Genomic DNA, 26,833 nt, shown 5'->3' on the forward strand with positions numbered 1-26,833 from the left:
CCGTGCGCGATAAGGAGGCATTCTTATGAAAAACAACGTTCGCGGCGGAGGATTCCGCCTCACCGGCCTGATCCTGGGCATCATCGCCACCGTGTGCGGTGTTACCTCCATCATCTTTGCGGCCATCGGGCTGCACCAGGCACATCTGTGCAAGCACTGCAAGAAGGGGGCGGAATACCGGTGAGCCATTACACCAAAGAACATCTGTTCTCGGTCGTTGACCACACCCTTCTCAAACCCGAAGCCACCTGGCCCCAGATCCAGAAACTCTGCGACGAGGCCATGGAATACCACACGGCCTCGGTGTGCATCAACACCTGTTATGTGAAGCAGGCCGCCGAGTATATGGCCGGCCGGGTGCCGGTGTGCTGCGTGGTGGGCTTCCCCCTGGGGGCCATGGATACCGCCAGCAAATGCTTTGAAGCCCGCACTGCCATCGAAAACGGCGCTTCGGAAGTGGACATGGTCATCAACATCGGCCGGCTGAAAAACGGCGAGTACGACGCCGTGCGGGAAGACATCGCCGCCGTCAAGCAGGCGGTGGGGGACCACTGCCTGAAGGTCATCATCGAGACCTGCCTGCTCACCGACGAGGAAAAGATCAAGATGTGCGACATCGTGCCCGAAGCCGGTGCCGATTTCATCAAGACCTCCACCGGCTTCTCCACCGCCGGCGCCACCTTCCATGATATTGAGCTGTTCGCCAAGCATGTGGCGGGCCGCTGCAAGATCAAGGCCGCGGGCGGCATCTCCACCATCGGGGATATGGAAAAATTCCTGGACCTGGGCGCCGACCGCCTGGGTACCTCCCGTGCTGTGGGTCTGCTGACCGCCGAATAACCCAAAACAAAACCGCCTTCCCGGGCTGTGTCTGCCGGGAAGGCGGTTTTTTGCAGTAAGGCGCTCAGCCCATCCGCATCAGCAGCCAGCCCACAGCAATGCAGGCGGCGCAGAGGACCAGGCAGAGCATGGCGGACCGGGCCCGGTCGGGGGCGGGGGCATCCTTGGGGCGCAGCAGGCTGAGTCCGGCCCAGACCAGCCAGGGGCTGGCCGCGGCCAGGAAAAAGTAGGCGCCCAGCGCAGGAAGGGTCATGACCGTGCCGGCGGTCTCCGCCGCCTCCAGCGCCGCGGTGTCGGCGGAGGCGGGCACCAGGGTGGCCAGGGCGGACAGACTGTTGTTGAACAGGTGGAAGAGCATGGCGTACAGCAGATTGCCGCTGCGCAGGGCACCCCAGGTGAGGAAGATGCCCAGGATGGCGGTGGGCAAAAACCGCACCGGGTCCAGATGGAACAGCCCGAACAGCCCGCCGCACAGCAGGATGCGTCCCCAGGCGGGCATGGGCTGCATGTGATGGAGCAGGTATCCCCGGAAGAGCATCTCCTCACAGAACGCCGGGGTCACCGCCACCAACAGAAACCGCAGGACAAAGGGGACCTGGGAAAACAGGTCGGTGATGGCGGTGCTCACATCGGTCAGCCGCTGGGGAACGAGAAGCATGGTAAACATGGACACCAGCATGACCAGGGCGTATGCGCCCATCCAGAGCAGCAGGGTGCCGGCCACCCCTTTCCAGGTGGGGCGATGAAAATTGAACACCTGACGCCAGGGGGACCGGAACACGGCCGTGCCCAGCAGGGCCAGGGCCAGCAGCCCCAGCTCGGTCCACAGCAGCCCCAGCATGCCGTACCGCAGCTGCAGGGGAGCAGCAACGAACAGCAGGAAGAGCAAAGCCAGAAGATAGCCGCTCACGGCCGCCAGCAGGTTCTTTCGGGATGTACGCATGGGAAAACGCCTCCTTTGATGGCAGATACGTCACAGCACACGGCTGTAATACAGGCGGAACAGCAGATACAGCACCGCAAACACCAGGATGCCCGCAAGACAGAAGGCGAACAGTACCGGCGCAAACAGTCCGGCTGCCAGCAGAATGAGGTACAGCACCAGGAACAGGACAAAGGCGGCGGCCAGCGCGGCCTTTTCGTTGATGCGGCAGTTCCGCTCGTCGGTGATCTGGGTGAAGCGGCGGCGCAGGGCGGCGTCGTCCCGCAGCAGCCGTCCGGTGCGGAAGAACAGGATGCATCCCAGGGCGATCAGAGAGAACCCGGTGCCGGTGTAAAATCCGCTGAAAAAGGAAATATTTCTCTCTTCGCCCAAAAGGCGGGGCACCCCCAGCAGGGCAAACAGCACGGTGGCGGCGCCCAGCACCGGCAGCACCGCACAAAAAGGGCGCAGGGAACGCAGGCGGGCCCGGTACTCTTCCAGGCCGGCCGGATGCCCTTCCAAAAGCTGACAGATGATCATAGCTCTCCCTCCAAATGGCTGAAATCGAAAACTTCTTCGATGGAAAGTCCAAAATAGTGGGCGATCTTGTATGCCAGTTCCAGGCTGGCCGTGTACCGTCCCACCTCAATGCTGGTGATGGTCTGCCGGGTCACGCCCACCGCGTCGGCCAGCTCCTGCTGGCTCATCCGTCGGGCTTTGCGCAGTTCGGGAATACGGGTCTTCATGGGTCATCGCCTTTCCGGCCCGCGGGGCGAATGCCGCGGACTGAAATTGCAAAGTCTGCTTTGCAGTTTCAGTATAGCTTACTTTGCAAAAACTGTCAAGCATACTTTGCAAAAATGCCGGCGCACCCCGGCACGCATTGCGGCAGGGGACGATTTGTGGTATACTGACCGTGTATATCCTGAAACGGCGGAAAGGAGGGGCGTCCATGGTCCATACACCCGGAACGGCCGCGGCCGCCCTGGCGCTGGCCCTGTGTCTGACCGGCTGCAGTGTGCTTCCCGGCGGCGAGACCGAAAGCCTGCTGCGGGCTCCCCGTCTGTCGGGGCAGAGCAGCGCGGTGCAGAAGGCCCTGAACAGCTATCTGGACGGAGTGGCCACCCTGAAATATCCGGCCAGCGGCGATTTTCTCTCCCCCTTTCTGTTCGGCGACTGGGACGGTGACGGCACCCAGGAAGCCGCCGTTCTCTACACGGTGGAATCCGGCGGCTCCAATGTCTGGCTGGCCATCCTGGAACCCACCGATTCCGGCGGCTGGCGGGTATCCCAGCGCACCGAAGGTCTGTCCAGCGAGGTGGAAACGGTCAGCTACGCCCACCTGCGGGACGCGGATTCCCTGCAGCTGCTGGTGGGGTATGACAGTGCCCAGGGGGACCGCTACATGGTGGTCTACCTGTACAACAGCGACGAGACCCTGCAGACCGTCAACAAACAGAGCTACACCGACATGCTGGTGTCCGACGTCACCGACGGCGGCGACGGTACCGAGGACCTGGTCCTGGCCCTGCCCACCGAGACCGAAAACGGCGGCATCAACCTGCAGCTGCTGACCTACACCGGCGGCGATACCTTCCTGGCCGCCCAGACCCTGGCCGTGGGCGAAGGCTTTTACAGCGGCTGTGCGGGTCTGCATGCCGGGGTGGGGGAGGACGGCGCCTCCTATGTGGTGGTGGACGGCTGGACCGGATCGGCGTCCAGTCTGGCCTCCAGCATCATCATCTATGACGCCGAAAGCGGCTTCCTCAAGACGTATATGCCGCCGGGGGTCCCGGACCTGTACAGCGCCACCCAGCGCTATGACACCGACCTGCTGAGCATGGACGTGGACGGCAACGGCACCGTGGACATCCCCACCCAGGTCGCCGACGGCGGCACCGTGCCGGAATCCCTGGCCAACCAGCTGCACTTCCTTTTGTGGAAAGATTACGCCACCGAGGAGGGCAGCAACAACATCTTCGGCGTGTATGACAGTGAGCACCGGTTTTTCCTGCGCCTGCCGGAATCCATGCACGGCAATGTCTCCCTGAAATCCAACGCCGACGGCAGCGGCTGGATCATCGCCAACCTGGCGGGGGATGTCCAGTACTGCGAACTGCGGGTGATCGACCCGGCTGAAACCGACCTGCGCACCGACAAATACAGCCGGGTGGCCACCATCGGCAGCCAGCAGCTGCAGGCCCGCATCCTCACCGAATATTACGGCCTCACGTTGGAGGATATCCTGTCCGGCGTGACGGTCCTGCCCTGAATTCCGTGGAATTCCTTGTCATGGAAAGGAGTTATCTGTATGAAACGAGTCCTGGTTGTGGAGGACGAAAACAGCATCCGGGAAATGGAAGTGCTGAACCTGCGCATGGCCGGATGGGAAGTGCTGGAAGCCCCCAGCGCCGAGCGCGCCCTGGAACTGCTGCACGCCAACCCGCCCTGTGACGCAGCCCTGCTGGACCTGATGCTTCCCGGCATGGACGGCCTTTCCCTGTGCGAGACCATCCGCCGGGACGACCCCGATATCGGCATCATCATCGTCTCGGCCAAAGGGCAGGAGACCGACAAGATCCGGGGCCTTTCCATCGGTGCCGATGACTATATCACCAAGCCTTTCTCGGTGTCCGAGCTCATCGCCCGGGTGGAGGCCCTGGCCCGCCGGGTGCACCGCAATGCCGGCGACAGCCGGGAAGGTTCCGGCCCCGACCAGCTGGTCAGCGGCAGCTTTGTGCTGGATGAGAAGAGCCGGGTGCTGTACAAGGCCGGCAAACCCATCGACCTGACCCAGGTGGAGTTCCAGATCATGGAGCTGTTTTTCCGCAATCCCGGCGCCGCCCTGGTGCGGGAAAAGATCCTGGAAGGGGTCTGGGGCAAGGGATATTACGGGGACGTGAAGATCGTGGACGTGAACATCCGCCGTCTGCGCATGAAGATCGAGGATGAACCCAGCAGCCCCACCCACATCCTCACCGTATGGGGGTACGGCTACCGCTGGAGCCCCTGATATCCACACCCGCATGCACCGGAAGAAAGGGGGAACCCCCACGTGCAAAGCATCACCAAGCGCTGGCTGCGGGGCAGCCTGCTTATCACGGTGCTGATCCTGGCCCTGGCCGAAGGGCTGTTCCTGTATTTCTGTTACCAGAACCTCTACGGCGGCATTGAGCGTGCCATGGAAAGCCGGTTCTCCACCTTCATCGGCCGGCTGCAGGCCACCGGCACCGCCGGCGACAGCGACAACAACGCCGCCAGCCGCGCCCAGTCCCTGCGCCGCACGGTGGAACAGTTTGAGGAAAAAGACAAGTTCGAGTTCATGCTGCTGGACCAGAACGGGGTGGTGCTGGCCACCTCCAGCGGCACCATCAACGAGAACCTTACCGAAGGGGTGGACTACTACCACGCCCTGGTCAGCCCGGACGGGGTGGGGCGGTCCATCTTCCGCACCCCGGACGGGGAGCGGGTCATGGCGGTCACCGCCCTGGTCCCCTATGACGCGGGCAACATCACCGCCATGCGTCTGGTCACCAGCCTGACTCTGGCCGACCGGCAATGGTGGAACACGGTGCTGCTTTCGGGGGGCATCGTGCTGCTGGCCCTGGCCTTTGCCTTGTGGAGCGGGCTGTTCTTCATCCGGTCCATCGTCCGGCCCCTGGGCCAGGTGGAGGTCATCGCCAACCGCATCGCCGGGGGAGACCTGCAGACCCGCCTGCCCGATACCCGCTACAACGACGAGATCGGCCGGCTGTGCCGCACCATCAACGAGATGGCGGAACACCTGACCGAGACCGAGCGGATGAAAAACGAATTCATCTCCTCGGTGAGCCATGAACTGCGCACCCCCCTGACTTCCATCAAGGGCTGGGTGGAGACCATCGCCAACCTGAAGGACCCCAGCGACGAAAACTACCGCAAGGGCCTGGAGGTCATCGGCGCCGAGACCGACCGCCTGTATGCCATGGTGGAGGAACTGCTGGACTTTTCCCGCCTGCAGAACGGCATCAAGCTGGACTGCCAGGTGCTGGACCTGGTGGCCGAAGCCACCGATGCCGCCCTCTTTGTGGAAGGGCGGATCCGGCAGGAAGGCCTGCGCCTGGTGTATGAGGAACCGCCCGAACCCTTCCCGGTGTGGGCGGACCCCGCCCGCCTGCGCCAGGTGTTCATCAATGTGCTGGACAATGCCATCAAGTATTCGCCCCCCGGCGGGTCGGTCTTTCTCACCCTGACCCGGGGTCCGGCCACCGTCACCGTGTCGGTGCGGGACCAGGGCCGCGGCATCTCCCCCGAAGACCTGGAAAAAGTCAAGGTCAAGTTCTTCAAAGGCAAGAACGCGGTGCGCGGGTCGGGCATCGGTCTGGCGGTGGTGGATGCCATCGTCACCGCCCTGGGCGGCACCACCGACATCACCAGCACCCTGGGGCAGGGCACCACCGTGCTCATCACCCTGCCGCTGTACCGCTCCGGGCAGGAACACCTGCACGAACCCATCTGAAACCAACAAAGGAGACTCTTCGTCTTATGCCGCAAGAATCGCGTCCCACCGAAAAATTCCGTACCAGTGTGGGCGGTCAGGCCCTCATGGAAGGTATCATGATGCGCGGCCCCAAAAAGATCTGCTGCGCCGTGCGCCGTCCGGACGGCACCATCGACCTCACCTTCGAGGAGGTGCACACCCACTGGTACAACCGGGTGCCCCTGGTGCGCGGGGTCTGCAATATGGTGGAAAACCTGCGCAGCGGGTACAAGTACCTGATGCACAGCGCCGACATCGCCCTCACCGAGGAGGAACAGGAAGCCGAGCAGTCCCGTTTTGAAAAGTGGCTGGACGAACACACCGGCCCCGCCTTCCAGAACGCCCTCATGACCATCTCCGCCCTGCTGGGGGTGGTGCTGGCCCTGTTCCTGTTTCTGTATCTGCCCACCTTCCTCACCGGCCTGCTCTCCCAGGTACTGACCCTGGGCCGGTGGCCCCGGGTCATCATCGAAGCCGTCATCAAGCTGGCCCTGTTCCTGGGGTACATGTTCCTGTGCACCCGCACCAAGGAGATCCACCGGGTGTTTGCCTATCATGGCGCCGAACACAAGACCATCGCCTGTTACGAGGCCGGGGAGGCGCTGACGGTGGAAAACATCCGCCGCCATTCCCGCTTCCATCCCCGCTGCGGCACCAGCTTCCTGATCCTGGTACTGCTCATCAGCATTGTGCTGTACGCGGTGCTGCCCTGGACCAGCACCGGCCTGCGGGTGCTGTACAAACTGGCCATGCTGCCCCTGCTGGTGGCCATCTCCTATGAGGTGCTGCGCTGGTCCGGGCGGTCCAATTCCTGGCTGGCCAGGGCCGTGGCGGTGCCGGGGCTGTGGCTGCAGCGGCTGACCACCTTTGAACCGGAGGACGACATGATCGAGGTGGCCATCGCCGCCGTGACCCCCGTCCTGCCCGAGACCCCGGAGGAGGCCGCCTGGAATCGTGATTGAACTGTCCCTGGCCGGTCTGGCCCCCCGGGATGCCCTGCGGGCGGTGCGCACCCGGCTGGAAGAAGCGGGTGTACCCGACGCCGCCTTTGATGCCCGGGAACTCTACCGTCTGGCGGTGGGGCGGGACCCCCGCCTGGATACCGCCCCGCTGCCGCCGGACAAGGCGGCTGCCCTGGCATCCTTCGCCGCCCGCCGTGCCGGACGGGAACCGCTGCAGTATATTGCAGAGAGCTGGGATTTCCTGGACTTTACCCTGCGGGTGGGCCCCGGGGTCCTCTGTCCCCGGGCGGACACCGAGGTGGTCTGCGAGACCGCCGTGGACCTGCTGGGGAAAATGGCCGGTGCCGGCCCTGTGGTGCTGGACCTGTGCGCCGGAACCGGCTGTCTGGGGCTGGGCGTCCGGCGGTTCGTGCCCGATGCCCGGGTGACCTGCTGGGAGAAAAGCCCGGAAGCCCTGCCTTACCTGCGCCGCAATGCCCGGGAAGCTCTGCCCGGGGCGGAAGTGGCCGTGCACGAAGGGAATGTGCTCACCGGGTGGCGGGACCTGTCCCCCGGGAGTGTGGATCTCATCGTCAGCAATCCGCCCTACCTCACCGGGGCGGAGATGCAGGCTCTCATGCCCGAAACCGCCCGGGAACCGGCCATGGCCCTGGACGGCGGGGCGGACGGGCTGGTCTTTTACCGCTGCCTGACCGGGCCCTGGCAGAAGGTCCTGCGCCCCGGCGGCTGGCTGGTGATGGAGATCGGCTATGCACAGCGGCAGGCCGTGCTGGACCTGGGGGCCCGGAACGGCTGGGTCAACAGCGGCTGTCGGCAGGACTACGGCGGCAGCGACCGGGTCATCCTGCTGCAGAAGCCCGGAACAGACCCCGGATCCCCGGCCGGAGACACAACAAATAGTTGTAATCTGCGGCCGGACAGGGTATAATAGGGGCATACAAACCATACCAAAGGCGGGGGAGCGATCCCCCTGAAAAGGAGAAAATACAATGGCAGCCAAAAAAGAAACCAAATCCACCGCCGCACCGGCCGGCGACAAGAAGGCCGCGCTGGAAACGGCCCTGGCCCAGATCGAAAAGCAGTTCGGCAAGGGCGCCGTCATGAAGCTGGGCGCCAATGTGACCATGCAGGTGGATGCCATCTCCACCGGCAGCCTGGGCCTGGATATGGCTCTGGGCATCGGCGGCGTGCCCCGCGGCCGTATCGTGGAGATCTACGGACCCGAATCTTCCGGCAAGACCACCCTGGCGCTGCAGGTGCTGGCCGAAGCCCAGCGCAACGGCGGCGAGGTGGCCTTCATCGACGTGGAACACGCCCTGGATCCCACCTATGCCCGGGCCCTGGGGGTGGACATCGACAGCCTGTTGGTCAGCCAGCCGGACACCGGTGAGCAGGCCATGGAGATCTGCGAAGCCCTGGTCCGCTCCGGTGCCATCGACGCCATCGTGGTGGACTCGGTGGCTGCCATGGTCCCCAAAGCCGAGATCGAGGGCGAGATGGGCGATTCCCACGTGGGCCTGCAGGCCCGCCTGATGAGTCAGGCCCTGCGCAAGCTCACCGGCATCATCGGCAAGACCAACACCGTCTGCATCTTCATCAACCAGCTGCGTGAAAAGGTGGGCGTGGTCTACGGCAGCCCCGAAGTCACCACCGGCGGCCGTGCCCTGAAGTATTATTCCTCGGTGCGGATCGATGTGCGCCGCATTGAAGGCCTGAAGGATTCCAACGGTTCCTTCATCGGCAACCGCACCCGCGCCAAGATCGTCAAGAACAAGGTGGCACCTCCCTTCCGGGAAGCCGAATTCGACATCATGTTCGGCGAAGGCATCTCCAAGGTGGGTGAGATCATCGACCTGGGCGTCAAGCTGGGCATCGTGCAGAAGAGCGGCGCCTGGTTCAACTACGGGGATGTGCGCCTGGGCCAGGGCCGGGACAACGCCAAGCAGTTCCTGAAAGACAACCCCGCCGTGGCCGAGGAGATCGAAAAGATCGTGCGGGAGAACGCTGACCGGCTCATCGCCGCCGGCAAGAAGGGCACCGTCAAGCCCATCGAGAAGGTGGCCACTCCGGTGGCCGCTGCCCCTGCCGCCGAAGAAGCCCCCGCTGCCCCCAAGACCACCGGCAGCGAGGTGGACCTGGATATCATGGTTGACGACTGATGCCGCAGCTGACACAGATTTCCGAGACCAAAAAGGGGCGGTATGCCCTGTTTTTTGACGGAGAGTTCGCCTTTTCCCTGGACGAAGGCACCTTTGCCGACGCCGGCCTGCACAAGGATGACGAGCTGGAATCCTGGCAGATCGAGGAACTGCGCAAGAAAAGCGATACCCGCCGCGCCCTGGACAAGGCCATGGACCTGTTGGCTCTGCGGGACCATGCCGCCGGGGAACTGTACGACAAACTCTGCCGCAGGTTCGACCCCCACAGCGCCGCCGCCGCGGTGGCCAGGGCCGGGGAGCTGGGCCTGCTCAACGACGAGGACTTTGCCCGCCGTCGGGCCGCCGAACTGCTGCGCAAGCGCAAGAGCCGGCGGGAGATCCTCATGGACCTGAACAAGAAAGGCATCGACCGGGACACCGCCGCCGCGGTGGTGGAAGACCTGGGAGGCGAGGAAGAGGACCCCGATCTGGCCAGTGCCCGGGCCCTGGTACAGCGGCAGTATGCCGCCAAACTGGCCCAGGGCAAGGAACCCCAGGTGGCTGCCGCCCTGGCCCGCCGGGGCTTTTCCCACGGTGTCATCCGCACCGTCCTGCAGGAAGCCCGGGACGAATGACCGCCCCTCATCACACAGATAAAAGGAAACCATCATGACCAAAAACATTGCCATCATCTCCCTGGGCTGCCCCAAAAACCAGGTGGACGCCGACGTTTTCTGCCACGCCCTCCTCAAGGCGGGGCACCAGACTGTGGCCGACCCTGCCCAGGCGGACGTGATCATCGTCAACACCTGCGGCTTCATCCAGTCCGCCAAGGAGGAGGCCATCGAGAACATCCTCATGGCCTGCCAGTACAAACAGCAGAATCCGGACCTGAAGGTCATTGTCACCGGCTGTCTGGCCGAACGCTACAAGCAGCAGATCGCCTCCGAAATGCCGGAGGTGGACGCGGTGGTGGGCATCGGCTCCAACGCCGCCCTGCCCGCCATTGTGGAGCGGGTCTGTGCCGCCGGGGCTGACCGGCTGGAAAGCTACGGCCCCAAGACCGATATGCCCCTGGGCGGCGCCCGGGTCATTTCCACCCCCTCCCATTACGCCTACCTGAAGATCGCCGAAGGCTGCAACAACCGCTGCCGGTACTGCGCCATCCCGCTGATCCGGGGCCCGCTGCGCAGCCGTCCGCTGGAAGACTGCGTGGCCGAAGCCCGCTGGCTGGCCGGGGAAGGGGTGCGGGAGCTCATCGTGGTGGCCCAGGACCCCACCGCCTACGGCGAGGACTGGGGCAAGCCCGGAGCGGTCTGCGAGCTGCTGGACCGGCTGAACGAGATCGACGGCATCCGCTGGATCCGCATCCTGTACGCATACCCGGAGCGCATCACCGACGAATTCATCGCCGCCATGGTGCGCAACAAAAAGGTGGTGCCCTATCTGGACCTGCCCATCCAGCACTGCGATGACCGGGTCCTCCAGGCCATGAACCGCCGGGGCGGCCGCCGGGAGATCGAGGACGCCATCACCCGGCTGCGGGCGGCCATCCCGGGCCTGACCCTGCGCACCACCCTCATCGCCGGCTTCCCCGGTGAGACGGAGGAGGAGTACGCCGAACTGTGCGACTTCGTCAAAACGGTGCGGTTCGACCGGCTGGGCTGCTTTGCCTACTCGGCGGAAGAAAACACCCCCGCCGCCACCATGGACGGCCAGATCGACGAGGAGGTCAAGCAGCGTCGGGCGGAGCACATCATGGAGATCCAGGCGGATATCAGCGCCGCCGCCATGGCCGCCAAGGTGGGCAAGACCTTCGAGTGCATCTGTGACGGGGTGGACGACGAGACCGGCATGTATCTGCTGCGCACCCAGGCCGACTGCCCGGAGATCGACGGCAACGTGCTGACCCCCGCCGATACCCCCCTGACCCCCGGCGAATTTTACCGCGTGACCATCACCGACAGTGATACATACGACCTGTACGGCTATGTGGAATCCGAGGAGGAGTAAGCAATGAATCTGCCCAACAAGCTGACCCTGCTGCGGGTCGTTCTGGTGCCCGTGTTCATGGTGTTTGCGGCGTATGGCCGCATCGGCACCGCCGCCTACAATCCCAACGCCCATCTGGTGGCGGGCATCGTCTTTGCGGTGGCCAGCCTCACCGACTTCCTGGACGGCTACCTGGCCCGCAAATACCACCTGGTCACCGATTTCGGCAAGTTCATGGACCCCCTGGCGGACAAGATGCTCACCACCGCCGCTTTCATCTACATGCTGGTGGACGGCCTGTGCTCTCCCGTGGTGCTGGCGGTCATCCTCTTCCGGGAATTCGCCGTGGCCGGCGTGCGGATGATCGCCGCCGGGGCCGGCACCGTCATTGCCGCCAACATGTGGGGCAAGGTCAAGACGGTGCTGCAGATGCTCACCGTGCTGTTCTACTACTTCGTGCCCTTCTTCATGGGGGATTCCGACATCATGGCCTTCGGCCTCATCACCCAGGTGCTGTGCTGGCTGGTGGCCCTGGTCACGGTGATCTCCGGCTGTATCTATCTGTGGCAGAACCGCCGCTGTTTCATGCAGGCAAAATAAGCGTCGCCAGCCCTTGCGCCGCTGCGGCGCCGGGGCTATAATGAAACAGCAAGGAAGATCCCGAAACCATCCGGAAAGGAAGCTCCGTTATGCAGATTTTCAACACCCTGACCCGCCAGAAGGAAGAATTCGTCCCCCAGACCCCCGGGGAATACCGCATCTACGTCTGCGGGCCCACGGTCTACAACTATATCCATGTGGGCAACGCCCGCCCCATGATCGTCTTCGACACCCTGCGCCGCTATCTGGAATACCAGGGCAACAAGGTGTATTACGTTTCCAACATCACCGATATTGACGACAAGCTCATCGCCAAGGGCCAGCAGGAGGGCGTCTCCATGCAGGAGGTGGCCCGCAAGTTCGAGGCCGAGTACATCAAGGACTCCGAAGGCCTGAACGTCAAGGAGCCCACCGTCCGCCCCCGTGCCACCGAACATATCGGCGAGATCATCAAGATCGTCAAGGACCTGGTGGCTTCCGGCCACGCCTACCCTGCCCGCAACGGGGACGTGTACTTCCGGGTCAAGTCCGATCCGGGCTACGGCAAGCTGAGCCACCTGAACCTGGACGACCTGGAAAGCGGCAACCGCGCCCTGCGCAGCCAGATGGACGACGACCTGAAGGAAGACCCGGCGGATTTTGCCGTCTGGAAGGCCGCCAAACCCGGCGAGCCCTACTGGGACAGCCCCTGGGGCCACGGCCGCCCCGGCTGGCACATCGAGTGCAGCGCCATGGCCCGCAAGCATCTGGGCAAGACCATCGACCTGCACTGCGGCGGTCAGGACCTGATCTTCCCCCATCATGAAAACGAGATCGCCCAGTCGGAGTGCGCCAACGGCTGCACCTTCAGCCGGTACTGGATGCACAACGGGTTCCTGAACATCAACAACCAGAAGATGTCCAAGAGCGCCAACAACTTCTTCACCGTGCGGGAGATCGCGGACAAGTACGGCTATGAGCCCATCCGGTACTTCATGCTCACCGCCGGCTACCGCATGCCCCTGAACTACACGGTGGAGCTCATCGAAAGCTGCAAGAACTCTCTGGAACGGCTGTATACCTGCCGGGACAACCTGGACTTTGCCATCGAGCATGCCCACGGCACCGACACCACCCTGGCGGAGAAGGCCCAGGAAGCCAGGAAGAAGTTCGTCACCGCCATGGACGATGACCTGAACACCCCCGACGCCCTGGCCGCCATCTTTGAGTTCGTCAAGGAGATCAACACCCTGTCCGATTCCGCGGACAAGGCCAGCCTGCAGGCTGCCGCCGATATGTTCGATGAGCTGACCGGCGTGCTGGGCCTGGTGTACAACCGCAAGACCTCGGCCATCCCCCAGGAAGTCACCGACCTGGTGGCCGAGCGCGCTGCCGCCAAGAAGGCCAAGGACTGGGCCCGTGCCGACGCCATCCGCGCCCAGCTCACCGAGATGGGCTGGAGCGTGGCCGATACCGCCCAGGGCCCCCAGATCAGCAAGCTGTAATCAACAAACCGTCAGGAATGGGCAGACATTGCGCCACGGGGCGCAGCTCATTCCTGTTTTTTGTATCCGGCGCGCACCGCGCCCCTACGGAAAGACCTGCGTATGTACAAAGAACGCCTGAAACTATCCCCGGAGTGGAAAGCCTTCCTGCCGGTGCTGGCCGCTGCCTTTGCGGTGCGGCTGGTGCTGGCCGCCGTGACCCAGGGCTATACCTACGATATGTCCTGCTTCATCGCCTGGGGCGAAAGACTCCTGCATGAAGGTCCTGCCGCCTTTTACAGCGCGGACTACTTTGCGGATTATCCCCCCGGCTACCTGCCGGTGCTGGCCCTGGTGGCGGCGGTGCGGGGGCTGCTCGGCCTGACGGGGGACTCTGCCCCGGGACGGGTGCTGCTGGTTTTGGTGCCCTCCCTGTGCGACTGCGCCATCGCCGCCCTGGTCTACCGGGAAGCCCTGCACGGGGTGAAAGATCCCGCCCAGGCACGGCGCATGGGCATCTTTGCCGCGTTCTGTCCGCTGCTGCTCTTTGCCACCGGTGTGTGGAAGCAGGTGGATGCCGCTTTCGTGCTGCCGCTGCTGTTCTGCTTCTGGCTGCTGGAACGCCGCCGGTATCTGCCCGCGGCCTTCCTGTACGGGGTGGCGCTGGCCATCAAACCCCAGGCCCTGCTGGCCGGACCGGTGCTGGCCCTCTGCTTTGTGCTGGGGGTGGCCGACGGGGCAGGGCAGGGGCCCAAGGCCGCTGCCCGGGCGGTGGGCCGCATCTTCGGCGGAGCGGCCCTGGCACTGGCGGTGCCTCTGGCTGCCGGACTGCCCTTCTACGGTCCGGTGCGGCTGCTCCCCTCCCTGGTGGAAAAGTACATCTCCACCTCCTCCGGCTACCCCTACGCCACCATCAACGCCTTCAACTGGTTTGCTGCCCTGGGCGGCAACTGGACCCCGCTGACGGACCCCGTGGTGGGGCCGGTCACCTGGGGTATGCTGAGCATCTTCAACATTGCGGTCCTCACCCTGGCCGTGCTGGCCCTGGGCATCATCGCCTGGGCCGCCGACCGCAAAGCCCCCCGGGAAAAACGCCGGTTTTCCCCGCTGCTGCTGGCCGGCTTCTATCTGGTGGGCATCTTCACCTTCGCCCACTGCATGCATGAGCGCTATCTGGTGCCCGGTATGCTGCTGGTATTGCTGGCCGCCGCCCGCTGGAACGACCTGCGCCTGTACGGGGTCGCCTTCGGGCTCTCCCTCACCGGCTTCCTGAACCTGGCCGCCGTCTACACCCAGGTTGGCACCGAGGACGAATGGCTCACCTCCGCCGCCAGCCGGCTGTTCACCCAGCTGGTGGGCTTTGCCGAGACCGCCGCCTTCGTGCTGCTGGCCTTTACCGCCTGGACCCTATGCCGCCACGGCCTGACCTCCCCCATGGGACCCCGGATGGGCCGGAGCGGGGAACGGACGCTGCGGTTTTCCCGGGCGGCCCAGAGCATCGCCCTGCCCGACACCCAGCCCCGCTGGACCCGGCGGGAGGTGCTGGCCCTGCTGGGGCTCACCGCCGCCACCGCGGTGCTCAGCTTCACCTACCTGGGCAGCCTGACCGCCCCCCAGAACCCGCTGGATGCCACCGACACCACCGTGACCCAGACCGTCACCCTGCAGGGGGACGCCGCCGAACTGTGGATCTACCCCGGCATCAGCACGGGGGGCAGCCTGACCGTTACCCTGAACAGCGGCATGGACCTGTACACCCAGGAACTGGGATACTCCACCGTTTTCAGCTGGGAGTCGGTGTCCATGCAGATCCCTGCAGGCACCACCCTGCAGATCACGGTGAACAACGCCCAGATCTTTGAACTGGCCCTGCGTTCCGCTGACGGTTCCCTGGTGCCGGTGGAGGGCGGGGGCGAGATGTTCGACGAACAATCCGCCGTGCCCGAAACCATCAGCCAGCTGAACAGCATGTACTTTGATGAGATCTACCACGGCCGTACCGGGTATGAACTGCTCCACGCCCTGAAAGTGTACGAGACCACCCACCCGCCTCTGGGCAAGGATTTCATCATGCTGGGCATTGCCCTCTTCGGCATGACCGGCTTCGGCTGGCGGTTCTCCGGCACCCTGTTCGGGGTACTGCTGGTGCCCCTGGCCTGGTGCTTCGGCCGCCGCCTCACCCGTCGTGTGTGGGCGGGGGCGCTGGCCGGGTGCCTGCTGGCGCTGGACTTCATGCGCTTTGCCCAGAGCCGCATCGCCACCATTGATATCTACGGCACCTTCTTCATCCTGCTGGGGGCCTACTTCATGCTGTGGTACTGCCAGAGCGTGCTGGAAAAAGGGGTCATGAAATCCCTGTGGCCCATGGCCCTGGGGGGACTGGCCTTCGGGCTGGGCTGTGCCTCCAAGTGGACCGGCATCTATGCCGGGGCGGGACTGGCCATCCTCTACCTGGGGGTACTGTACGCCCGGTGGAAGCAGCACAAGCCCGGTTTCTGGCGGGAATTCCGCACCGCCGCCCTGGGCGGCGTCATGTTCTATGTGCTGCTGCCTTTTGTGATCTATCTGGCCTCCTACCTGCCCTACCTCTGGCGGGACCCCTCCTTCGGACTCAAGGACTGGTGGGACTGCCAGACCTATATGTTCTGGTACCACTCCACCCTCAAGGCCACCCATCCCTTTGAGAGCCGCTGGTACACCTGGCTGCTGGGGCTGCGCCCGGTGTGGTATTACCAGAACACCCACCTGGCTGCCGGACTCAAGGGCAGCATCGCGGGCCTGGGCGGACCGGTCATCTGGCTGGCGGGGCTGGCGGCCATCCTGCTGCTGTTCTGGCGGCAGATCAGCGGCCGGGGCACCCGCACCGGCATGGGGGTGCTGATCCTCTACGCCACCCAGCTGGTGCCCTGGATGCTGGTCACCCGCTGCACTTTCCTGTACCACTATTTCCCCAGCTCCCTGTTCTGTCTGGCAGCCATCGTGCTGGTGCTGGGGGGCGCCCGCAACCAGCAGCGGGCCAAGCGCATCGGCGTGGGGCTGACGGCGGCATCCCTGGTGCTGTTCGTGGCCTACTACCCGGCCTTGTCCGGTCTGCCGGTGCCGGAATTCTGGGCCCGGTGCCTGGAAATCCTTCCCAGCTTCGGATTTTATTGAGAGCAGAACGGCTCCTGCCTGCAGGCGGGGGCCGTTTTTGGTTTCTGCAAAGGATTTCTGGTTGTAAACACTGGCCCGCCTTTGTTGGCGGGGGCGGGGACGCTGTGGTATAATAAACAGCAAGTCATACAGCAAAAGGGGGAAATGACCGCATGCCGGATATTCTGGTGGTGGATGATGAACGGGAAATTGCCGACCTGGTGGGGGTGTACCTGCGCAACGAGGCCTTCACGGTGCGCACCGCCGCCACCGCCGCCGAAGCGCTGGACGCCATCCGGCAGTCCCCGCCCGACCTGGCCCTGCTGGACGTGATGCTGCCGGATATGGACGGCTTTGCCCTGTGCCAGCAGATCCGGCGGGAACATCTTTTCCCCATCATCATGCTCACCGCCCGGGTGCAGGATATGGACAAGATCACCGGCCTGACCCTGGGGGCGGACGATTACATCACCAAGCCCTTCAATCCCCTGGAACTGGTGGCCCGGGTCAAGGGCCAGCTGCGGCGGTACATCCGGTACAATCCGGCCGGGGCCGCCGCGCCCGCCGACCCGGAGGAATACGACATCCACGGGCTGGCCATCGCCAAAAACTCCCACAAATGCACCCTGTACGGCAAAGAGGTGGCCCTGACGCCGTTGGAATTTTCCATCCTGTGGTATCTGTGCAGCCACCGGGGCAAGGTGGTCTCCAGCGAAGAGCTGTTCGAGGCGGTGTGGGGCGAAAAATACCTGGACAGCAACAACACCGTGATGTCCCACATCGCCCGCCTGCGGGAAAAACTGGGCGAAGCGCCGCGGCATCCCAAGTTCATCAAGACCGTGTGGGGGGTGGGCTACACCGTTGAATAAGCTTTTCAAAAAGCGGCGGGGCACCCGCAAACCCCGCACGCCCTACTACGGCCGCAGCCCCATGGGTCTGCTGGCCCTTTACCTGCTGGCTATGCTGGGGGTGGTTCTGGGCACCGTCCTGCTCTTTTTTGCGGGCTATGCCCTGTACCGCTCCATCCGGGACCTGTACTGGACCAGCTTTGAGGACGCCCGCCTCTTTCCCGTCCAGATGCTCCTGCTGGGGTTGTACAGCGTGGCCCGGTTCGTGCGGGACATCGCCCTGTTCCTGGTCTGGATGCTGCTGGCCGTGGGCTGGATGGCAGTGACCTATCTGTTTCTGCGGTGGGGGCAGCGGGACCTGAGCCGGGTCATTGCCATGGCCGACCGCCTGACCGATCCCTCCAAAGGGGAGATCGAACTGCCTCCCGCCCTGGCGGAAGCCGAAGTGCGGCTGAAGCTGGCCCGCCAGAAGGCCCTGACCGACGCCGCAGCCGCCCGGGAAGCGGAACAGCGGAAAAACGACCTGATCATGTACCTGGCCCATGACCTGAAAACCCCGCTGACCAGCGTCATCGGCTACCTGACCCTGCTGCAGGACGAACCCCAGATCAGCACCGAGATGCGGGCCCGGTATACCGGCATTGCCCTGCACAAGGCCCAGCGCCTGGAAGACCTGATCAACGAATTCTTTGAGATCACCCGGTTCAATCTTTCCCGCCTGGAACTGGACACCCAGCCGGTGGACCTGAAACGGCTGCTGGAACAGGTGGCCAGCGAGTTTGAACCGGTGTTCCGGGAAAAAGAGCTGCACTGCACCCTGGACCTGCCCGCCGAGCTGCGGTGTGAAGGGGACCCGGACAAACTGGCCCGGGTGTTCGACAATCTTCTGCGCAACGCCGAACATTACAGCTTCCCCGGCACCTGTGTGCAGATCCGGGCGGAGCAGGGGGCGGATACCGTCACCCTGCAGTTCACCAATGCCGGACGCACCATCCCGCCGGAAAAGCTGGACCGTCTGTTTGAGCAGTTCTTCCGGCTGGATTCCTCCCGGGGCACCTCCTCCGGCGGGGCGGGGCTGGGGCTGGCCATCGCCCGCCAGATCGTCCAGGCCCACGGCGGCACCATCCGGGCCGACAGCGCCGACAACACCATCACCTTCACCGTCACCCTGCCTGCCGCAAGAAATTCGTAAGAATTTCGCATACAAATCACAAACACCCCGCAAGGCGGCCTGCAAACAACCCGCGCCCTGTTTTGCTACCATAAAGGAGCAAGGCAGGGCGCTTTGTGCTGGCAAAATTTCTGCGTCCTGCAAGGAGGAATCCCCATGCATGCACGCAAAATCCTGGTGTTTTTCGGCGGCTGCTCCACCGAGTATGCCGTTTCTCTGCAGTCGGCGGCCGCCGTGCTGGAAAATCTCGACCCCGCCCGCTGGGCCCCGGTGCCGGTGGGCATCACCCGGGAAGGGGAGTGGCTGTACTATACCGGCCCCATCCCGGCCATTCCCGCCGATACCTGGCACAAGGACCAACTCCACTGCGTCCCCTGCACCCTGAACGCCGCCCGGGGCGCCGGGGAACTGTGGCTGGCCGACGGCCGCCGCATTGCCTTTGATGCGGCCTTCCCGGTACTTCACGGCAAAAACGGGGAGGACGGCACCCTGCAGGGGTTGCTGGAACTGGCCGGGGTTCCCCTGATCGGCTGCGGCTGTCTGGCGGGTGCCCTGTGCATGGACAAGGACCGGGCCCACAAGCTGGCCGCCCTGGCCGGGGTGGCGGTGCCCAAGAGTGCGGTGTTCCCCCGGGGCACCGGCCCGCAGGAGATCCTGTCCGCCGCCGAAGCCATCGGCTGGCCGGTGTTCGTCAAGCCGGTGCGGGCGGGCTCCTCCTTCGGCATCAGCCGGGTGGAAGGCCCTGGCGCCCTGGCCCCGGCGGTGGCGGAGGCCTTCCGCCACGATGACGAAGTCCTGCTGGAAGAGACTATCCCCGGCTTTGAGGTGGGCTGCGGGGTCATGGGCAACCCGGGCGGGCCGCTGACCGTGGGGGCGGTGGACGAGATCGAACTGGCCCCCGCCGACGTGCTCTTTGATTATACCGAGAAATACACCCTGCGCCATGCGGCCATCCACTGTCCCGCCCGCATCCCGGACTCCACCGCCGCCCGCATCCAGAACGCTGCCAAAGCGGTGTACCGGGCCCTGGGCTGCCGGGGCTTTGCCCGGGTGGACCTCTTTCTCACCCCGGACGGCCGCATCATCTTCAATGAGGTGAACACCATCCCGGGGCTCACCTCCCACAGCCGGTTCCCGGCCATGATGCGGCAGGCGGGGTATTCGTTCCCGGCCTTGCTGGACAGGCTGGTGGAACTGGGGGTGGAAGCATGACCCCCGCCGACCTGCACCTGACAGCCGCCGCTTCCCGCAAGGGCAGCCTGATCCTGGTCAACCGGGACCATCCCCTGCGGGAGGAACTGATCCCCGACCTGGTACCCCTCACCGGCGGCTGGCCGGACCAGCACCTGGACCGCACCGCCGCCCGGATGCTGGCCGCCGCCATCCGGGCGGTGCACGGGGAAGGGCAGATCCTGCCGGTGTCCGGCTGGCGCAGCCAGGAGGAACAGCAGGCCATCTGGGACGGCTCTCTCACCGACCATGGCCCGGACTTTACTGCCCGGTATGTGGCCCGCCCGGGGTGCAGCGAGCACCAGACCGGTCTGGCGGTGGACCTGGCCCTCAGCGCCGACAAGATCGACTTCATCCGCCCGGAATTCCCTTACGACGGGGTGTGCGGGGCCTTCCGCCGGGTGGCCGCCCGGTACGGCTTTGTGGAACGATACACCGAAGAAAAACAGGACAAAACCGGTATTGCCGCCGAGCCCTGGCATTTCCGGTATGTGGGGGTGCCCCACGCCGCCATCCTCACCGATGCGGGCATCTGCCTGGAGGAATACCCTGCCTTCCTGCGGGAGGCACCCCGGGTGGTCCGGCTGGAAAACGGCCGCCGGGTACAGGTGCGGTATCTGCCCTTCTGCGGCACCGGCACCACCCGCCCCGCTCCGGGGCCCTGCTGGCAGCTGTCCGGCACCAACGAGGGCGGATTCATCCTGACGGTGTGGGAGGGACAGCCATGAACAGACAACCCCTCCCGTCCCTGGACCGGTTCCGGCTGCTGGCCGCCGTGCTGGTGGTGGCCATCCACACCGGCCCGCTGGGCAGCTTTTCCCCGGCGGCGGACCTGTGGCTGACCCGGGTGCTGGCCCGGGTGGCGGTGCCTTACTTCGCCATGGTCAGCGGGTATTTTCTGGCCCGGGGCCACTGGCAGGGCACCGGGCGTCTGTGGCGGCACACCCTGGGGCTGTATGCCGCATCGGTGCTGCTGTACCTGCCCCTGAACCTGTACGCGGGCAACCCTGTGGGGTGGCGGGGTCTGGTGTTCAACGGCACCTTCTACCACCTGTGGTATCTGCCCGCCCTGCTGCTGGCCCTGCCCATCGCCCGTCTGCTGGCCGGAACCGGCCGGACCGGGTGGGCCGTGGCCGGTCTGCTGTATCTCATCGGCCTGGGCGGGGACAGTTATTACGGGCTGGCCGGACAGCTGCCGGGATTGGGGGCCTTGTATGAGGTGGTGTTCACCCTCTGGGACTACACCCGCAACGGGCTGTTCCTGCTGCCCCTCTTTCTGCTGCTGGGGGCGGCCTTTGCCCCGCGGCCGGTGCCCGCGGCCCGCCCCAGCACCTGGCTGTTCCTGGCGGGTCTGGGCGCCATGACGTTGGAAAGTCTGGCCCTGCACACGGCCGGCATCCCCCGGCACGACAGCATGTATCTTTTCCTGCCCCTGACCATGTGGGGGCTCTTCGGGCTGCTGCTGGCGGTCAACGGCGGGCAGGACCGGGCGGTGCGCCGCACGGCTGCCCTGGTGTATATCCTGCATCCCTGGTGCATCGTGGCGGTGCGGGGGGCGGCCCGGTTCCTGGGCCTGCGGGGATTGCTGGTGGAAAATTCTCTCGTCCACTTCGCGGTGGTGGTGCCGCTCAGCGTGGCCCTGGCCTTTGCGCTGCAATCCCTCACCGGCCGCCGCACCCTGCCCCCGGACGTCCGGGCGTGGCGGGAGATCGACCTGGCCGCCCTGCGCCAGAATACCGCCCTGCTGCGGGATGCCCTGCCTGCCTCCTGCGCTCTCATGGCGGTGGTCAAGGCGGACGCCTACGGCCACGGGGCGGTGCCGGTGGCCCGGACTTTGCAGCGGGAAGGCGTCCGCCTCTTTGCGGTGGCCTGCCTGTCGGAAGGCATCCGGCTGCGCAAGGCAGACATCCGGGGGGATATCCTGATCCTGGGCTGGACCGACCCGGCCCAGGCCCCGGTGCTGCGCCGCTGGCGCCTGTGTGCCACGGTGGCGGACGCGGACCACGGTCGGGCTCTCTCGGCCCAGGGGGTGCCGGTCCGGGTGCATCTGGCGGTGGATACAGGCATGCACCGGCTGGGCATTCCGGCGGAGGAGATCGGCACGCTGGCGGAGCTGTTTGCCCTGCCCCATCTTCGGGTGGAAGGGGTGTACAGCCATCTGTGCACCTCCGACGGTACCTCCCAAGCGGACCGGGCCTTTGCCCGACAACAGACCGGAACCTTTGTGCGTACCCTGGCTCTGCTCCGGGGGATGGGGCTGGACCCGGGGCTGACCCACCTGCAGGCCAGCTACGGCATCCTGAACCCCGCCTGCACCGCAGGCCACACCTTCGGCGCTGCCCGACCGGGGCTGCTTCTCTACGGGGTGTACAGTGACAGCAACCCGGTGGACCATCCGCTGCCCCTGCGGCCGGTGCTCAGCCTGCGGGCCCGGGTGGCGGCGGTGCATCGGGTCCCGGCGGGGGCGGGGGCCGGGTACGGTCTGGCCTTCACCGCGCGGCGGGATACCTGTCTGGCGGTGCTGGCCATCGGGTACGCCGACGGCCTGCCCCGGAACTATGGCGCCCAGGGGGGCGTGGTGCTGCTCCACGGTGCCCGCTGCCCGGTGGTGGGGCGGGTGTGCATGGACCAGATGCTGGTGGACGCCACCGACCTGCCCACCCCGCCCAAAGCGGGGGAGTGTGCCACCCTCATCGGCACCGACGGCGCCGGGACCCTGCGGGCAGAGGAGGTGGCGGTCGCCTGCGGCACCATCACCAATGAGCTGCTCTCCCGCCTGGGCTCCCGGCTGGGCCTGCTGGTGCGGGACATATAAAAAGCGCCGGGTGCTTCCCCAGACAGGGAGGCACCCGGCGCTTGTTGTGGGTGATGCCAGAATATCAGGTATCGGAATCCAGCTTGAGCACGGCGGTGAAGGCCTCACTGGGCAGGGTCACGCTGCCCAGCTGGCGCATCTTCTTCTTGCCGGCTTTCTGCTTTTCCAGCAGTTTTTTCTTGCGGGTGATGTCGCCGCCGTAGCACTTGGCCAGCACGTCCTTGCGCATGGCCTTGACCGTCTCCCGGGCGATGATCTTGCCGCCCACCGCTGCCTGGATGGGAATTTCAAACAGGGCGCGGGGGATGTTCTCCTTCAGCTTCTCGCAGATGCGGCGGCCCTTGGCGTAGGCGTTGTCGCTGAAGACGATCATGGACAAAGCGTCCACCGGCTCGCCGTTGAGCAGGAAGTCCAGCTTCACCAGATTGGACTGGTGCCAGTCCTCCCACTCGTAGTCGTAGCTGGCATAGCCCCGGCTGCGGCTCTTGATGGCGTCAAAGAAGTCGTAGACGATCTCGCCCAAAGGCAGCTGGTAGTGCAGGTCCACACGGGTCTCGTCCATATATTTCATGTCCACCAGCACACCCCGCTTCTGCTGGCACAGGTCCATCAGCGGGCCCACATAGTCGTTGGGGGTGTAGATGTGGGCGTTGACGAAGGGTTCCTCCGCCTTTTCGATGCGGGTGGGGTCGGGGTAGGCGGAAGGATTGTCGATGATCTCCACCGTGCCGTCGGTCAGGGTCAGGCGGTACTGGACACCGGGGGTGGTGGTGATCAGGTCCAGGTCAAATTCCCGCTCCAGCCGCTCGGTGATGATCTCCATGTGCAGCAGCCCCAGGAACCCGCACCGGAAGCCGAAGCCCAGCGCCGCGCTGGTTTCCGGCTCAAAGCTCAGGCTGGCGTCGTTGAGCTGCAGCTTTTCCAACGCGTCCTTCAGGTCGGGATAGTCGGCGCCGTCGGCGGGGTAGATGCCGCAGAACACCATGGGGGTCACCTTGCGGAAACCGGGCATGGGCTCGGCAGTGGGGTTGGCGGCCAGGGTGACGGTATCGCCCACCCGGGTATCCCGCACCGTCTTGATGCTGGCGGTCAGGTAGCCGACCTCGCCGGCTTTCAGACAGTCGCAGGGGGCCAGGGCGGTGGCGCCCATGTGGCCCACCTCCACCAGCTGGAACTGGGCGCCGGTGTGCATCAGCTTGATGGTGTCGCCCGGACGCACGGTGCCCTCGAACACCCGGATGTAGACGATGACGCCCTTGTAGCTGTCGTAGACGCTGTCAAAGATCAGGGCCTTCAGGGGGGCATTCTCGTCCCCCGTGGGGGCGGGAATGTCCTGCACCACCCGTTCCAGCACGTCCTTGATGCCGATGCCCAGCTTGGCGGACACCCGGGGGGCGTCCTCGCAGGGCAGGCCGATGATGTCCTCCACCTCCTTGGCGGCGGTGTCGGGGTCGGCGCTGGGCAGGTCGATCTTGTTCAGGATGGGCACCACTTCCAGGTTGTGGTCGATGGCCATATAGCAGTTGGCCAGGGTCTGGGCCTCCACGCCCTGGCTGGCGTCCACCACCAGCACCGCGCCCTCGCAGGCGGCCAGACTGCGGCTGACCTCGTAGGAAAAGTCCACGTGGCCCGGGGTGTCGATGAGGTTGAACATATAGGTCTTGCCGTCATCGGCCTTGTAGTGCATGGTCACGGCCCGGGCCTTGATGGTGATGCCCCGCTCCCGTTCCAGCTCCATGTCGTCCAGGATCTGGTCCTCCATGGTGCGTTTGTCCACACTGTCGGTCAGTTCCAGAATCCGGTCGGACAAGGTGCTCTTGCCGTGGTCGATGTGTGCGATGATGCAGAAATTGCGGATGGTATCCTGTGCCATTAACCTTCCTCCAAGTTGTTCCAGATGCTCACCGGTTTGCCGTCCTGCATGTACAGGCGGGGCACCCGGCGGGAAATGCCGCACACCACCTCATAGTTGATGGTGCCGGCCTTTTGCGCAATGGTATCGGCGGTGTCGGCGCCGCCGGGACCGAAGACGGTCACCTCGTCCCCCATGGCGGCTTCGGGAATATCGGTCACGTCAATGACCGTCTGGTCCATGCACACCCGCCCCAGCACCGGGGCCGGCTTGCCGTGGACCGTCATTACCCCGCCCCCGGCGCTGCCGGACAACAGACGGGGATAACCGTCGGCATAGCCCACGCTGACGGTGGCCACCCGGCGGGGTGTTTGGGCGGTGTAGGTGCGGCCGTAGCACACCGACTGCCCGCCCTCCAGGGTCTTGACCTGGGTGATGACGGTTTTCAGGGTCATCACCGGGCGCAGGGCGTCAAACTGTACCTGGGGGCTGGGGTTCAGCCCGTACAGGATGATGCCTGCCCGGGTCATCCGGGCCCGCCATTCGGGGTGGCGCAGCTGGGCGGCACTGTTGGCGCAGTGGGTGGTGCCGGTGTCCAGCCCGTCGGCCTGCAGGGCCTGCACCGTGCGGGCGAACAGGGCGTGCTGCTCGTCGGTGTAGGTCTCGTCGTCAGGCTCGGTGCTGTCCGCCACCGCAAAATGCTGGAACACCCCGGTGATGCGCAGCCCGGGCAGGGTGTAGCAGTGCTCCATCTCCTTCAGGGCTTCGTCAAAGCCGGACCGCACCGCAAAGCCGATGCGCCCCATGCCGGTGTCCACCTTCAGGTGGCAGTCCACCGTGACACCGGCCGCCACCGCCGCCTGGGAAAGGGCAGCGGCGTATTCGGTGGAAAACAGTGCCTGGGTGATCTGCTCCTTTGCCAGGTCGGCGGCAAAGGCCGGGGAGGTGTATCCCAGGATCATCACCGGGCGGGTGATGCCGTGACGGCGCAGATGCTTGGCTTCGCCCAGACAGCTCACCGCAAAGCCCGCTGCCCCGGCGGGCTCCAGGGCCCGGGCCACCGCCACCGCGCCGTGGCCGTAGGCGTCGGCCTTGACCACCGCGCACACCGGCCCGCCCACCTGGCGGCGGATATACTCATAATTGGCCCGCAGGGCGTCGAGATCGATCTCGGCCCAGCAGTGCTTTTCAAAACGGGATGTGTTCAAACCCAACCACCTCGTATCTTCGGGATGCCTGTTTCTGGCCATATACCTTACTATTATACCACACACCATCCTGTTTGAGAAGTACGCCGGCCCAGCGGAACAAAATCAAAAATGCCGTAAAAGAAAATGGAAGAAAACAAGAGAAAACAAGAGAAAACGAGAGTTACACAGGAATAAATGAAAAAACATGCCCGAAACCGTTGACTTGTCCGGCCGGGTCTGTTATAATCACTCTTGCGCTAAAAAACGTCCCAACGGACGTTCCCGATACCCCTGCGGACCAAGAAAGCCGAAGGGCGCGTGAATATACAGTATGGAGGATTCAGTATTATGAGTACTACGCTCGCTAAGCCCGCTGAGATGGCTGACCGCAAGTGGTATGTGATCGACGCCGCCGGCAAGCCCCTGGGCCGCGTCGCCGCCCAGGCTGCCGTCATTCTGCGCGGCAAGAACAAGCCCACCTTCACCCCCAACGTTGACTGCGGTGACCATGTCATCATCATCAACTGCGACGAGGCTGTCCTGACCGGCAAGAAGCTGGAGAAGAAGTTCCATCGCACCCATTCCGGCTGGATCGGCGGTCTGAAGGAGACCCAGTACAAGACCCTGATGGCCGAAGCCAGCGACAAGGCCATGACCTACGCTGTCAAGGGCATGGTGCCCTCCAACACCCTGGGCGCCAAGGCCATGACCCGCCTGCACTGCTACAAGACCGCAGAACACAACCACACCGCCCAGAAGCCTGAAGCGGTCGAATTCTAAGCAAGGAGGCAGCGAAAATGTACGAGACTAAAGAATATTTCTACGGCACCGGCCGTCGTAAGCATTCCGTTGCCCGCGTCCGCGTGTACAACGGCACCGGCAAGTTCATCATCAACGGCCGTGAGCTGGACACCTACTTCGGCCTGGACACCCTGAAGCTGCTGGCTCGCAGCCCCATGGTCCTGACCGGCACCGAAGGCCAGTTTGACGTGGTCGTCAACGTGGTCGGCGGCGGTTGCTCCGGCCAGGCCGGCGCCATCCGCCATGGCCTGTCCCGCGCCCTGCTGCAGTTCAACCCCGAGCTGCGCACCACCCTGAAGAAGGCTGGCTTCCTGACCCGCGATCCTCGTATGAAGGAACGTAAGAAGTACGGCCTCAA

The 26,833-nt window shown here is 64.8% G+C and carries 24 protein-coding genes and 1 pseudogene; 20 read left to right on the forward strand and 5 right to left on the reverse strand.

All coding sequences use genetic code 11. The features are described 5' to 3' along the window. Positions 1-25 precede the first annotated feature (25 nt). Positions 26-184 carry a hypothetical protein gene (locus Q0K17_RS02675; RefSeq protein ID WP_294539635.1) on the forward strand — a complete coding sequence of 53 codons (159 nt, stop codon included), beginning with the start codon at positions 26-28 and terminating at the stop codon, positions 182-184. Further along, positions 181-840 (forward strand): deoxyribose-phosphate aldolase, encoded by a 660-nt coding sequence (gene deoC / locus Q0K17_RS02680; RefSeq protein ID WP_294539638.1) that lies wholly within the window; start codon positions 181-183, stop codon positions 838-840. Before Q0K17_RS02675 ends, deoC begins: the two co-directional genes overlap by 4 nt. Positions 841-904: 64 nt before the next feature. Here deoC and Q0K17_RS02685 read toward each other — a convergent pair whose 3' ends face one another. From Q0K17_RS02685 to Q0K17_RS02695, 3 genes are read right to left on the reverse strand one after another with little or no spacing between them, the layout of a single operon-like run. Next, on the reverse strand, positions 905-1,783 hold the full coding sequence (locus Q0K17_RS02685; protein ID WP_294539641.1) for a CPBP family intramembrane glutamic endopeptidase: 879 nt from the start codon (positions 1,781-1,783) through the stop codon (positions 905-907). A gap of 30 nt (positions 1,784-1,813) precedes the next feature. After that, a complete protein-coding gene (locus Q0K17_RS02690) occupies positions 1,814-2,302 on the reverse strand; it encodes a hypothetical protein (protein WP_294539644.1) in 489 nt (162 codons plus the stop codon). Continuing rightward, positions 2,299-2,508: a helix-turn-helix transcriptional regulator gene (locus Q0K17_RS02695; protein ID WP_294539647.1), complete on the reverse strand. Its 210-nt coding sequence runs from the start codon at positions 2,506-2,508 to the stop codon at positions 2,299-2,301. Before Q0K17_RS02695 ends, Q0K17_RS02690 begins: the two co-directional genes overlap by 4 nt. Positions 2,509-2,714: 206 nt before the next feature. Between Q0K17_RS02695 and Q0K17_RS02700 the strand changes: the two genes are divergently transcribed. From Q0K17_RS02700 to alr (Q0K17_RS02775), 16 genes and pseudogenes are all read left to right on the forward strand, one after another. After that, entirely contained in the window at positions 2,715-4,034 is a 1,320-nt protein-coding gene (locus Q0K17_RS02700) for a hypothetical protein (protein WP_294539650.1), read from the forward strand. A gap of 39 nt (positions 4,035-4,073) precedes the next feature. Continuing rightward, on the forward strand, positions 4,074-4,775 hold the full coding sequence (locus tag Q0K17_RS02705) for a response regulator transcription factor (protein WP_294539653.1): 702 nt from the start codon (positions 4,074-4,076) through the stop codon (positions 4,773-4,775). A gap of 42 nt (positions 4,776-4,817) precedes the next feature. Continuing rightward, positions 4,818-6,260, forward strand: a complete 1,443-nt coding sequence (locus Q0K17_RS02710; RefSeq protein ID WP_294539656.1) for a HAMP domain-containing sensor histidine kinase — start codon at positions 4,818-4,820, stop codon at positions 6,258-6,260. A gap of 26 nt (positions 6,261-6,286) precedes the next feature. Then, on the forward strand, positions 6,287-7,243 hold the full coding sequence (locus Q0K17_RS02715) for a DUF1385 domain-containing protein (RefSeq protein ID WP_294539659.1): 957 nt from the start codon (positions 6,287-6,289) through the stop codon (positions 7,241-7,243). After that, positions 7,236-8,171 (forward strand): peptide chain release factor N(5)-glutamine methyltransferase, encoded by a 936-nt coding sequence (gene prmC, locus Q0K17_RS02720; protein ID WP_366776653.1) that lies wholly within the window; start codon positions 7,236-7,238, stop codon positions 8,169-8,171. The genes Q0K17_RS02715 and prmC overlap by 8 nt, the downstream gene beginning before the upstream one ends. Before the next feature lie 61 nt (positions 8,172-8,232). Further along, positions 8,233-9,402 (forward strand): recombinase RecA, encoded by a 1,170-nt coding sequence (recA, locus tag Q0K17_RS02725; protein ID WP_294539662.1) that lies wholly within the window; start codon positions 8,233-8,235, stop codon positions 9,400-9,402. Next, positions 9,402-10,016, forward strand: a complete 615-nt coding sequence (locus Q0K17_RS02730) for a regulatory protein RecX (protein ID WP_294539665.1) — start codon at positions 9,402-9,404, stop codon at positions 10,014-10,016. The genes recA and Q0K17_RS02730 overlap by 1 nt, the downstream gene beginning before the upstream one ends. A gap of 34 nt (positions 10,017-10,050) precedes the next feature. Further along, positions 10,051-11,394 carry a 30S ribosomal protein S12 methylthiotransferase RimO gene (gene rimO / locus Q0K17_RS02735; RefSeq protein WP_294539668.1) on the forward strand — a complete coding sequence of 448 codons (1,344 nt, stop codon included), beginning with the start codon at positions 10,051-10,053 and terminating at the stop codon, positions 11,392-11,394. Between the two features lie 3 nt (positions 11,395-11,397). Next, the gene (gene pgsA, locus Q0K17_RS02740) at positions 11,398-11,973 is read left to right on the forward strand and encodes a CDP-diacylglycerol--glycerol-3-phosphate 3-phosphatidyltransferase (protein ID WP_294539671.1); all 576 of its coding nucleotides are present in this window, start codon (positions 11,398-11,400) and stop codon (positions 11,971-11,973) included. A gap of 89 nt (positions 11,974-12,062) precedes the next feature. Next, a complete protein-coding gene (cysS, locus tag Q0K17_RS02745; RefSeq protein ID WP_294539674.1) occupies positions 12,063-13,457 on the forward strand; it encodes a cysteine--tRNA ligase in 1,395 nt (464 codons plus the stop codon). 102 nt (positions 13,458-13,559) lie between these two features. After that, positions 13,560-16,589, forward strand: a complete 3,030-nt coding sequence (locus Q0K17_RS02750) for a phospholipid carrier-dependent glycosyltransferase (protein WP_294539677.1) — start codon at positions 13,560-13,562, stop codon at positions 16,587-16,589. 152 nt (positions 16,590-16,741) lie between these two features. Beyond that, positions 16,742-17,437 (forward strand): VanR-ABDEGLN family response regulator transcription factor, encoded by a 696-nt coding sequence (vanR, locus tag Q0K17_RS02755; protein ID WP_294539679.1) that lies wholly within the window; start codon positions 16,742-16,744, stop codon positions 17,435-17,437. A gap of 469 nt (positions 17,438-17,906) precedes the next feature. Then, a pseudogene (locus tag Q0K17_RS02760) lies at positions 17,907-18,608 on the forward strand (HAMP domain-containing sensor histidine kinase); the annotation flags it as partial. A gap of 135 nt (positions 18,609-18,743) precedes the next feature. Then, positions 18,744-19,799: a D-alanine--D-alanine ligase family protein gene (locus tag Q0K17_RS02765; RefSeq protein WP_294539682.1), complete on the forward strand. Its 1,056-nt coding sequence runs from the start codon at positions 18,744-18,746 to the stop codon at positions 19,797-19,799. Beyond that, on the forward strand, positions 19,796-20,545 hold the full coding sequence (locus tag Q0K17_RS02770) for a M15 family metallopeptidase (protein WP_294539685.1): 750 nt from the start codon (positions 19,796-19,798) through the stop codon (positions 20,543-20,545). The genes Q0K17_RS02765 and Q0K17_RS02770 overlap by 4 nt, the downstream gene beginning before the upstream one ends. Then, positions 20,542-22,632, forward strand: a complete 2,091-nt coding sequence (gene alr / locus Q0K17_RS02775; protein ID WP_294539688.1) for an alanine racemase — start codon at positions 20,542-20,544, stop codon at positions 22,630-22,632. The genes Q0K17_RS02770 and alr (Q0K17_RS02775) overlap by 4 nt, the downstream gene beginning before the upstream one ends. Positions 22,633-22,696: 64 nt before the next feature. Here the strand turns inward: alr (Q0K17_RS02775) and lepA are convergent, their stop codons facing one another. Both lepA and alr (Q0K17_RS02785) read right to left on the reverse strand, forming a co-directional pair. Then, the gene (gene lepA / locus Q0K17_RS02780) at positions 22,697-24,505 is read right to left on the reverse strand and encodes a translation elongation factor 4 (protein ID WP_294539693.1); all 1,809 of its coding nucleotides are present in this window, start codon (positions 24,503-24,505) and stop codon (positions 22,697-22,699) included. Next, positions 24,505-25,692, reverse strand: coding sequence for an alanine racemase (alr, locus tag Q0K17_RS02785; protein ID WP_294539696.1), 1,188 nt, complete (start codon positions 25,690-25,692; stop codon positions 24,505-24,507). Before alr (Q0K17_RS02785) ends, lepA begins: the two co-directional genes overlap by 1 nt. 330 nt (positions 25,693-26,022) lie before the next feature. Between alr (Q0K17_RS02785) and rplM the strand changes: the two genes are divergently transcribed. Together rplM and rpsI are read left to right on the forward strand one after the other, a co-directional pair. Further along, a complete protein-coding gene (rplM, locus tag Q0K17_RS02790) occupies positions 26,023-26,454 on the forward strand; it encodes a 50S ribosomal protein L13 (RefSeq protein ID WP_294539699.1) in 432 nt (143 codons plus the stop codon). A gap of 17 nt (positions 26,455-26,471) precedes the next feature. Further along, positions 26,472-26,833, forward strand: a 362-nt coding sequence (rpsI, locus tag Q0K17_RS02795) for a 30S ribosomal protein S9 (RefSeq protein WP_294539702.1), incomplete at its 3' end; no start/stop codon positions are given.

This window comes from uncultured Gemmiger sp., from assembly GCA_944388105.1.
Taxonomy (GTDB): Bacteria; Bacillota; Clostridia; order Oscillospirales; family Ruminococcaceae; genus Gemmiger.

Coding starts and splice junctions, on each gene's coding strand:
- Q0K17_RS02675 (WP_294539635.1), top strand. CDS start 26: ATGAAAAACAACGTTCGCGGCGGAGGATTCCGCCTCACCGGCCTGATC.
- Q0K17_RS02685 (WP_294539641.1), bottom strand. CDS start 1,783: ATGCGTACATCCCGAAAGAACCTGCTGGCGGCCGTGAGCGGCTATCTT.
- Q0K17_RS02690 (WP_294539644.1), bottom strand. CDS start 2,302: ATGATCATCTGTCAGCTTTTGGAAGGGCATCCGGCCGGCCTGGAAGAG.
- Q0K17_RS02695 (WP_294539647.1), bottom strand. CDS start 2,508: ATGAAGACCCGTATTCCCGAACTGCGCAAAGCCCGACGGATGAGCCAG.
- Q0K17_RS02700 (WP_294539650.1), top strand. CDS start 2,715: ATGGTCCATACACCCGGAACGGCCGCGGCCGCCCTGGCGCTGGCCCTG.
- Q0K17_RS02705 (WP_294539653.1), top strand. CDS start 4,074: ATGAAACGAGTCCTGGTTGTGGAGGACGAAAACAGCATCCGGGAAATG.
- Q0K17_RS02715 (WP_294539659.1), top strand. CDS start 6,287: ATGCCGCAAGAATCGCGTCCCACCGAAAAATTCCGTACCAGTGTGGGC.
- recA (WP_294539662.1), top strand. CDS start 8,233: ATGGCAGCCAAAAAAGAAACCAAATCCACCGCCGCACCGGCCGGCGAC.
- Q0K17_RS02730 (WP_294539665.1), top strand. CDS start 9,402: ATGCCGCAGCTGACACAGATTTCCGAGACCAAAAAGGGGCGGTATGCC.
- rimO (WP_294539668.1), top strand. CDS start 10,051: ATGACCAAAAACATTGCCATCATCTCCCTGGGCTGCCCCAAAAACCAG.
- pgsA (WP_294539671.1), top strand. CDS start 11,398: ATGAATCTGCCCAACAAGCTGACCCTGCTGCGGGTCGTTCTGGTGCCC.
- cysS (WP_294539674.1), top strand. CDS start 12,063: ATGCAGATTTTCAACACCCTGACCCGCCAGAAGGAAGAATTCGTCCCC.
- Q0K17_RS02750 (WP_294539677.1), top strand. CDS start 13,560: ATGTACAAAGAACGCCTGAAACTATCCCCGGAGTGGAAAGCCTTCCTG.
- vanR (WP_294539679.1), top strand. CDS start 16,742: ATGCCGGATATTCTGGTGGTGGATGATGAACGGGAAATTGCCGACCTG.
- Q0K17_RS02765 (WP_294539682.1), top strand. CDS start 18,744: ATGCATGCACGCAAAATCCTGGTGTTTTTCGGCGGCTGCTCCACCGAG.
- Q0K17_RS02770 (WP_294539685.1), top strand. CDS start 19,796: ATGACCCCCGCCGACCTGCACCTGACAGCCGCCGCTTCCCGCAAGGGC.
- alr (WP_294539688.1), top strand. CDS start 20,542: ATGAACAGACAACCCCTCCCGTCCCTGGACCGGTTCCGGCTGCTGGCC.
- lepA (WP_294539693.1), bottom strand. CDS start 24,505: ATGGCACAGGATACCATCCGCAATTTCTGCATCATCGCACACATCGAC.
- rplM (WP_294539699.1), top strand. CDS start 26,023: ATGAGTACTACGCTCGCTAAGCCCGCTGAGATGGCTGACCGCAAGTGG.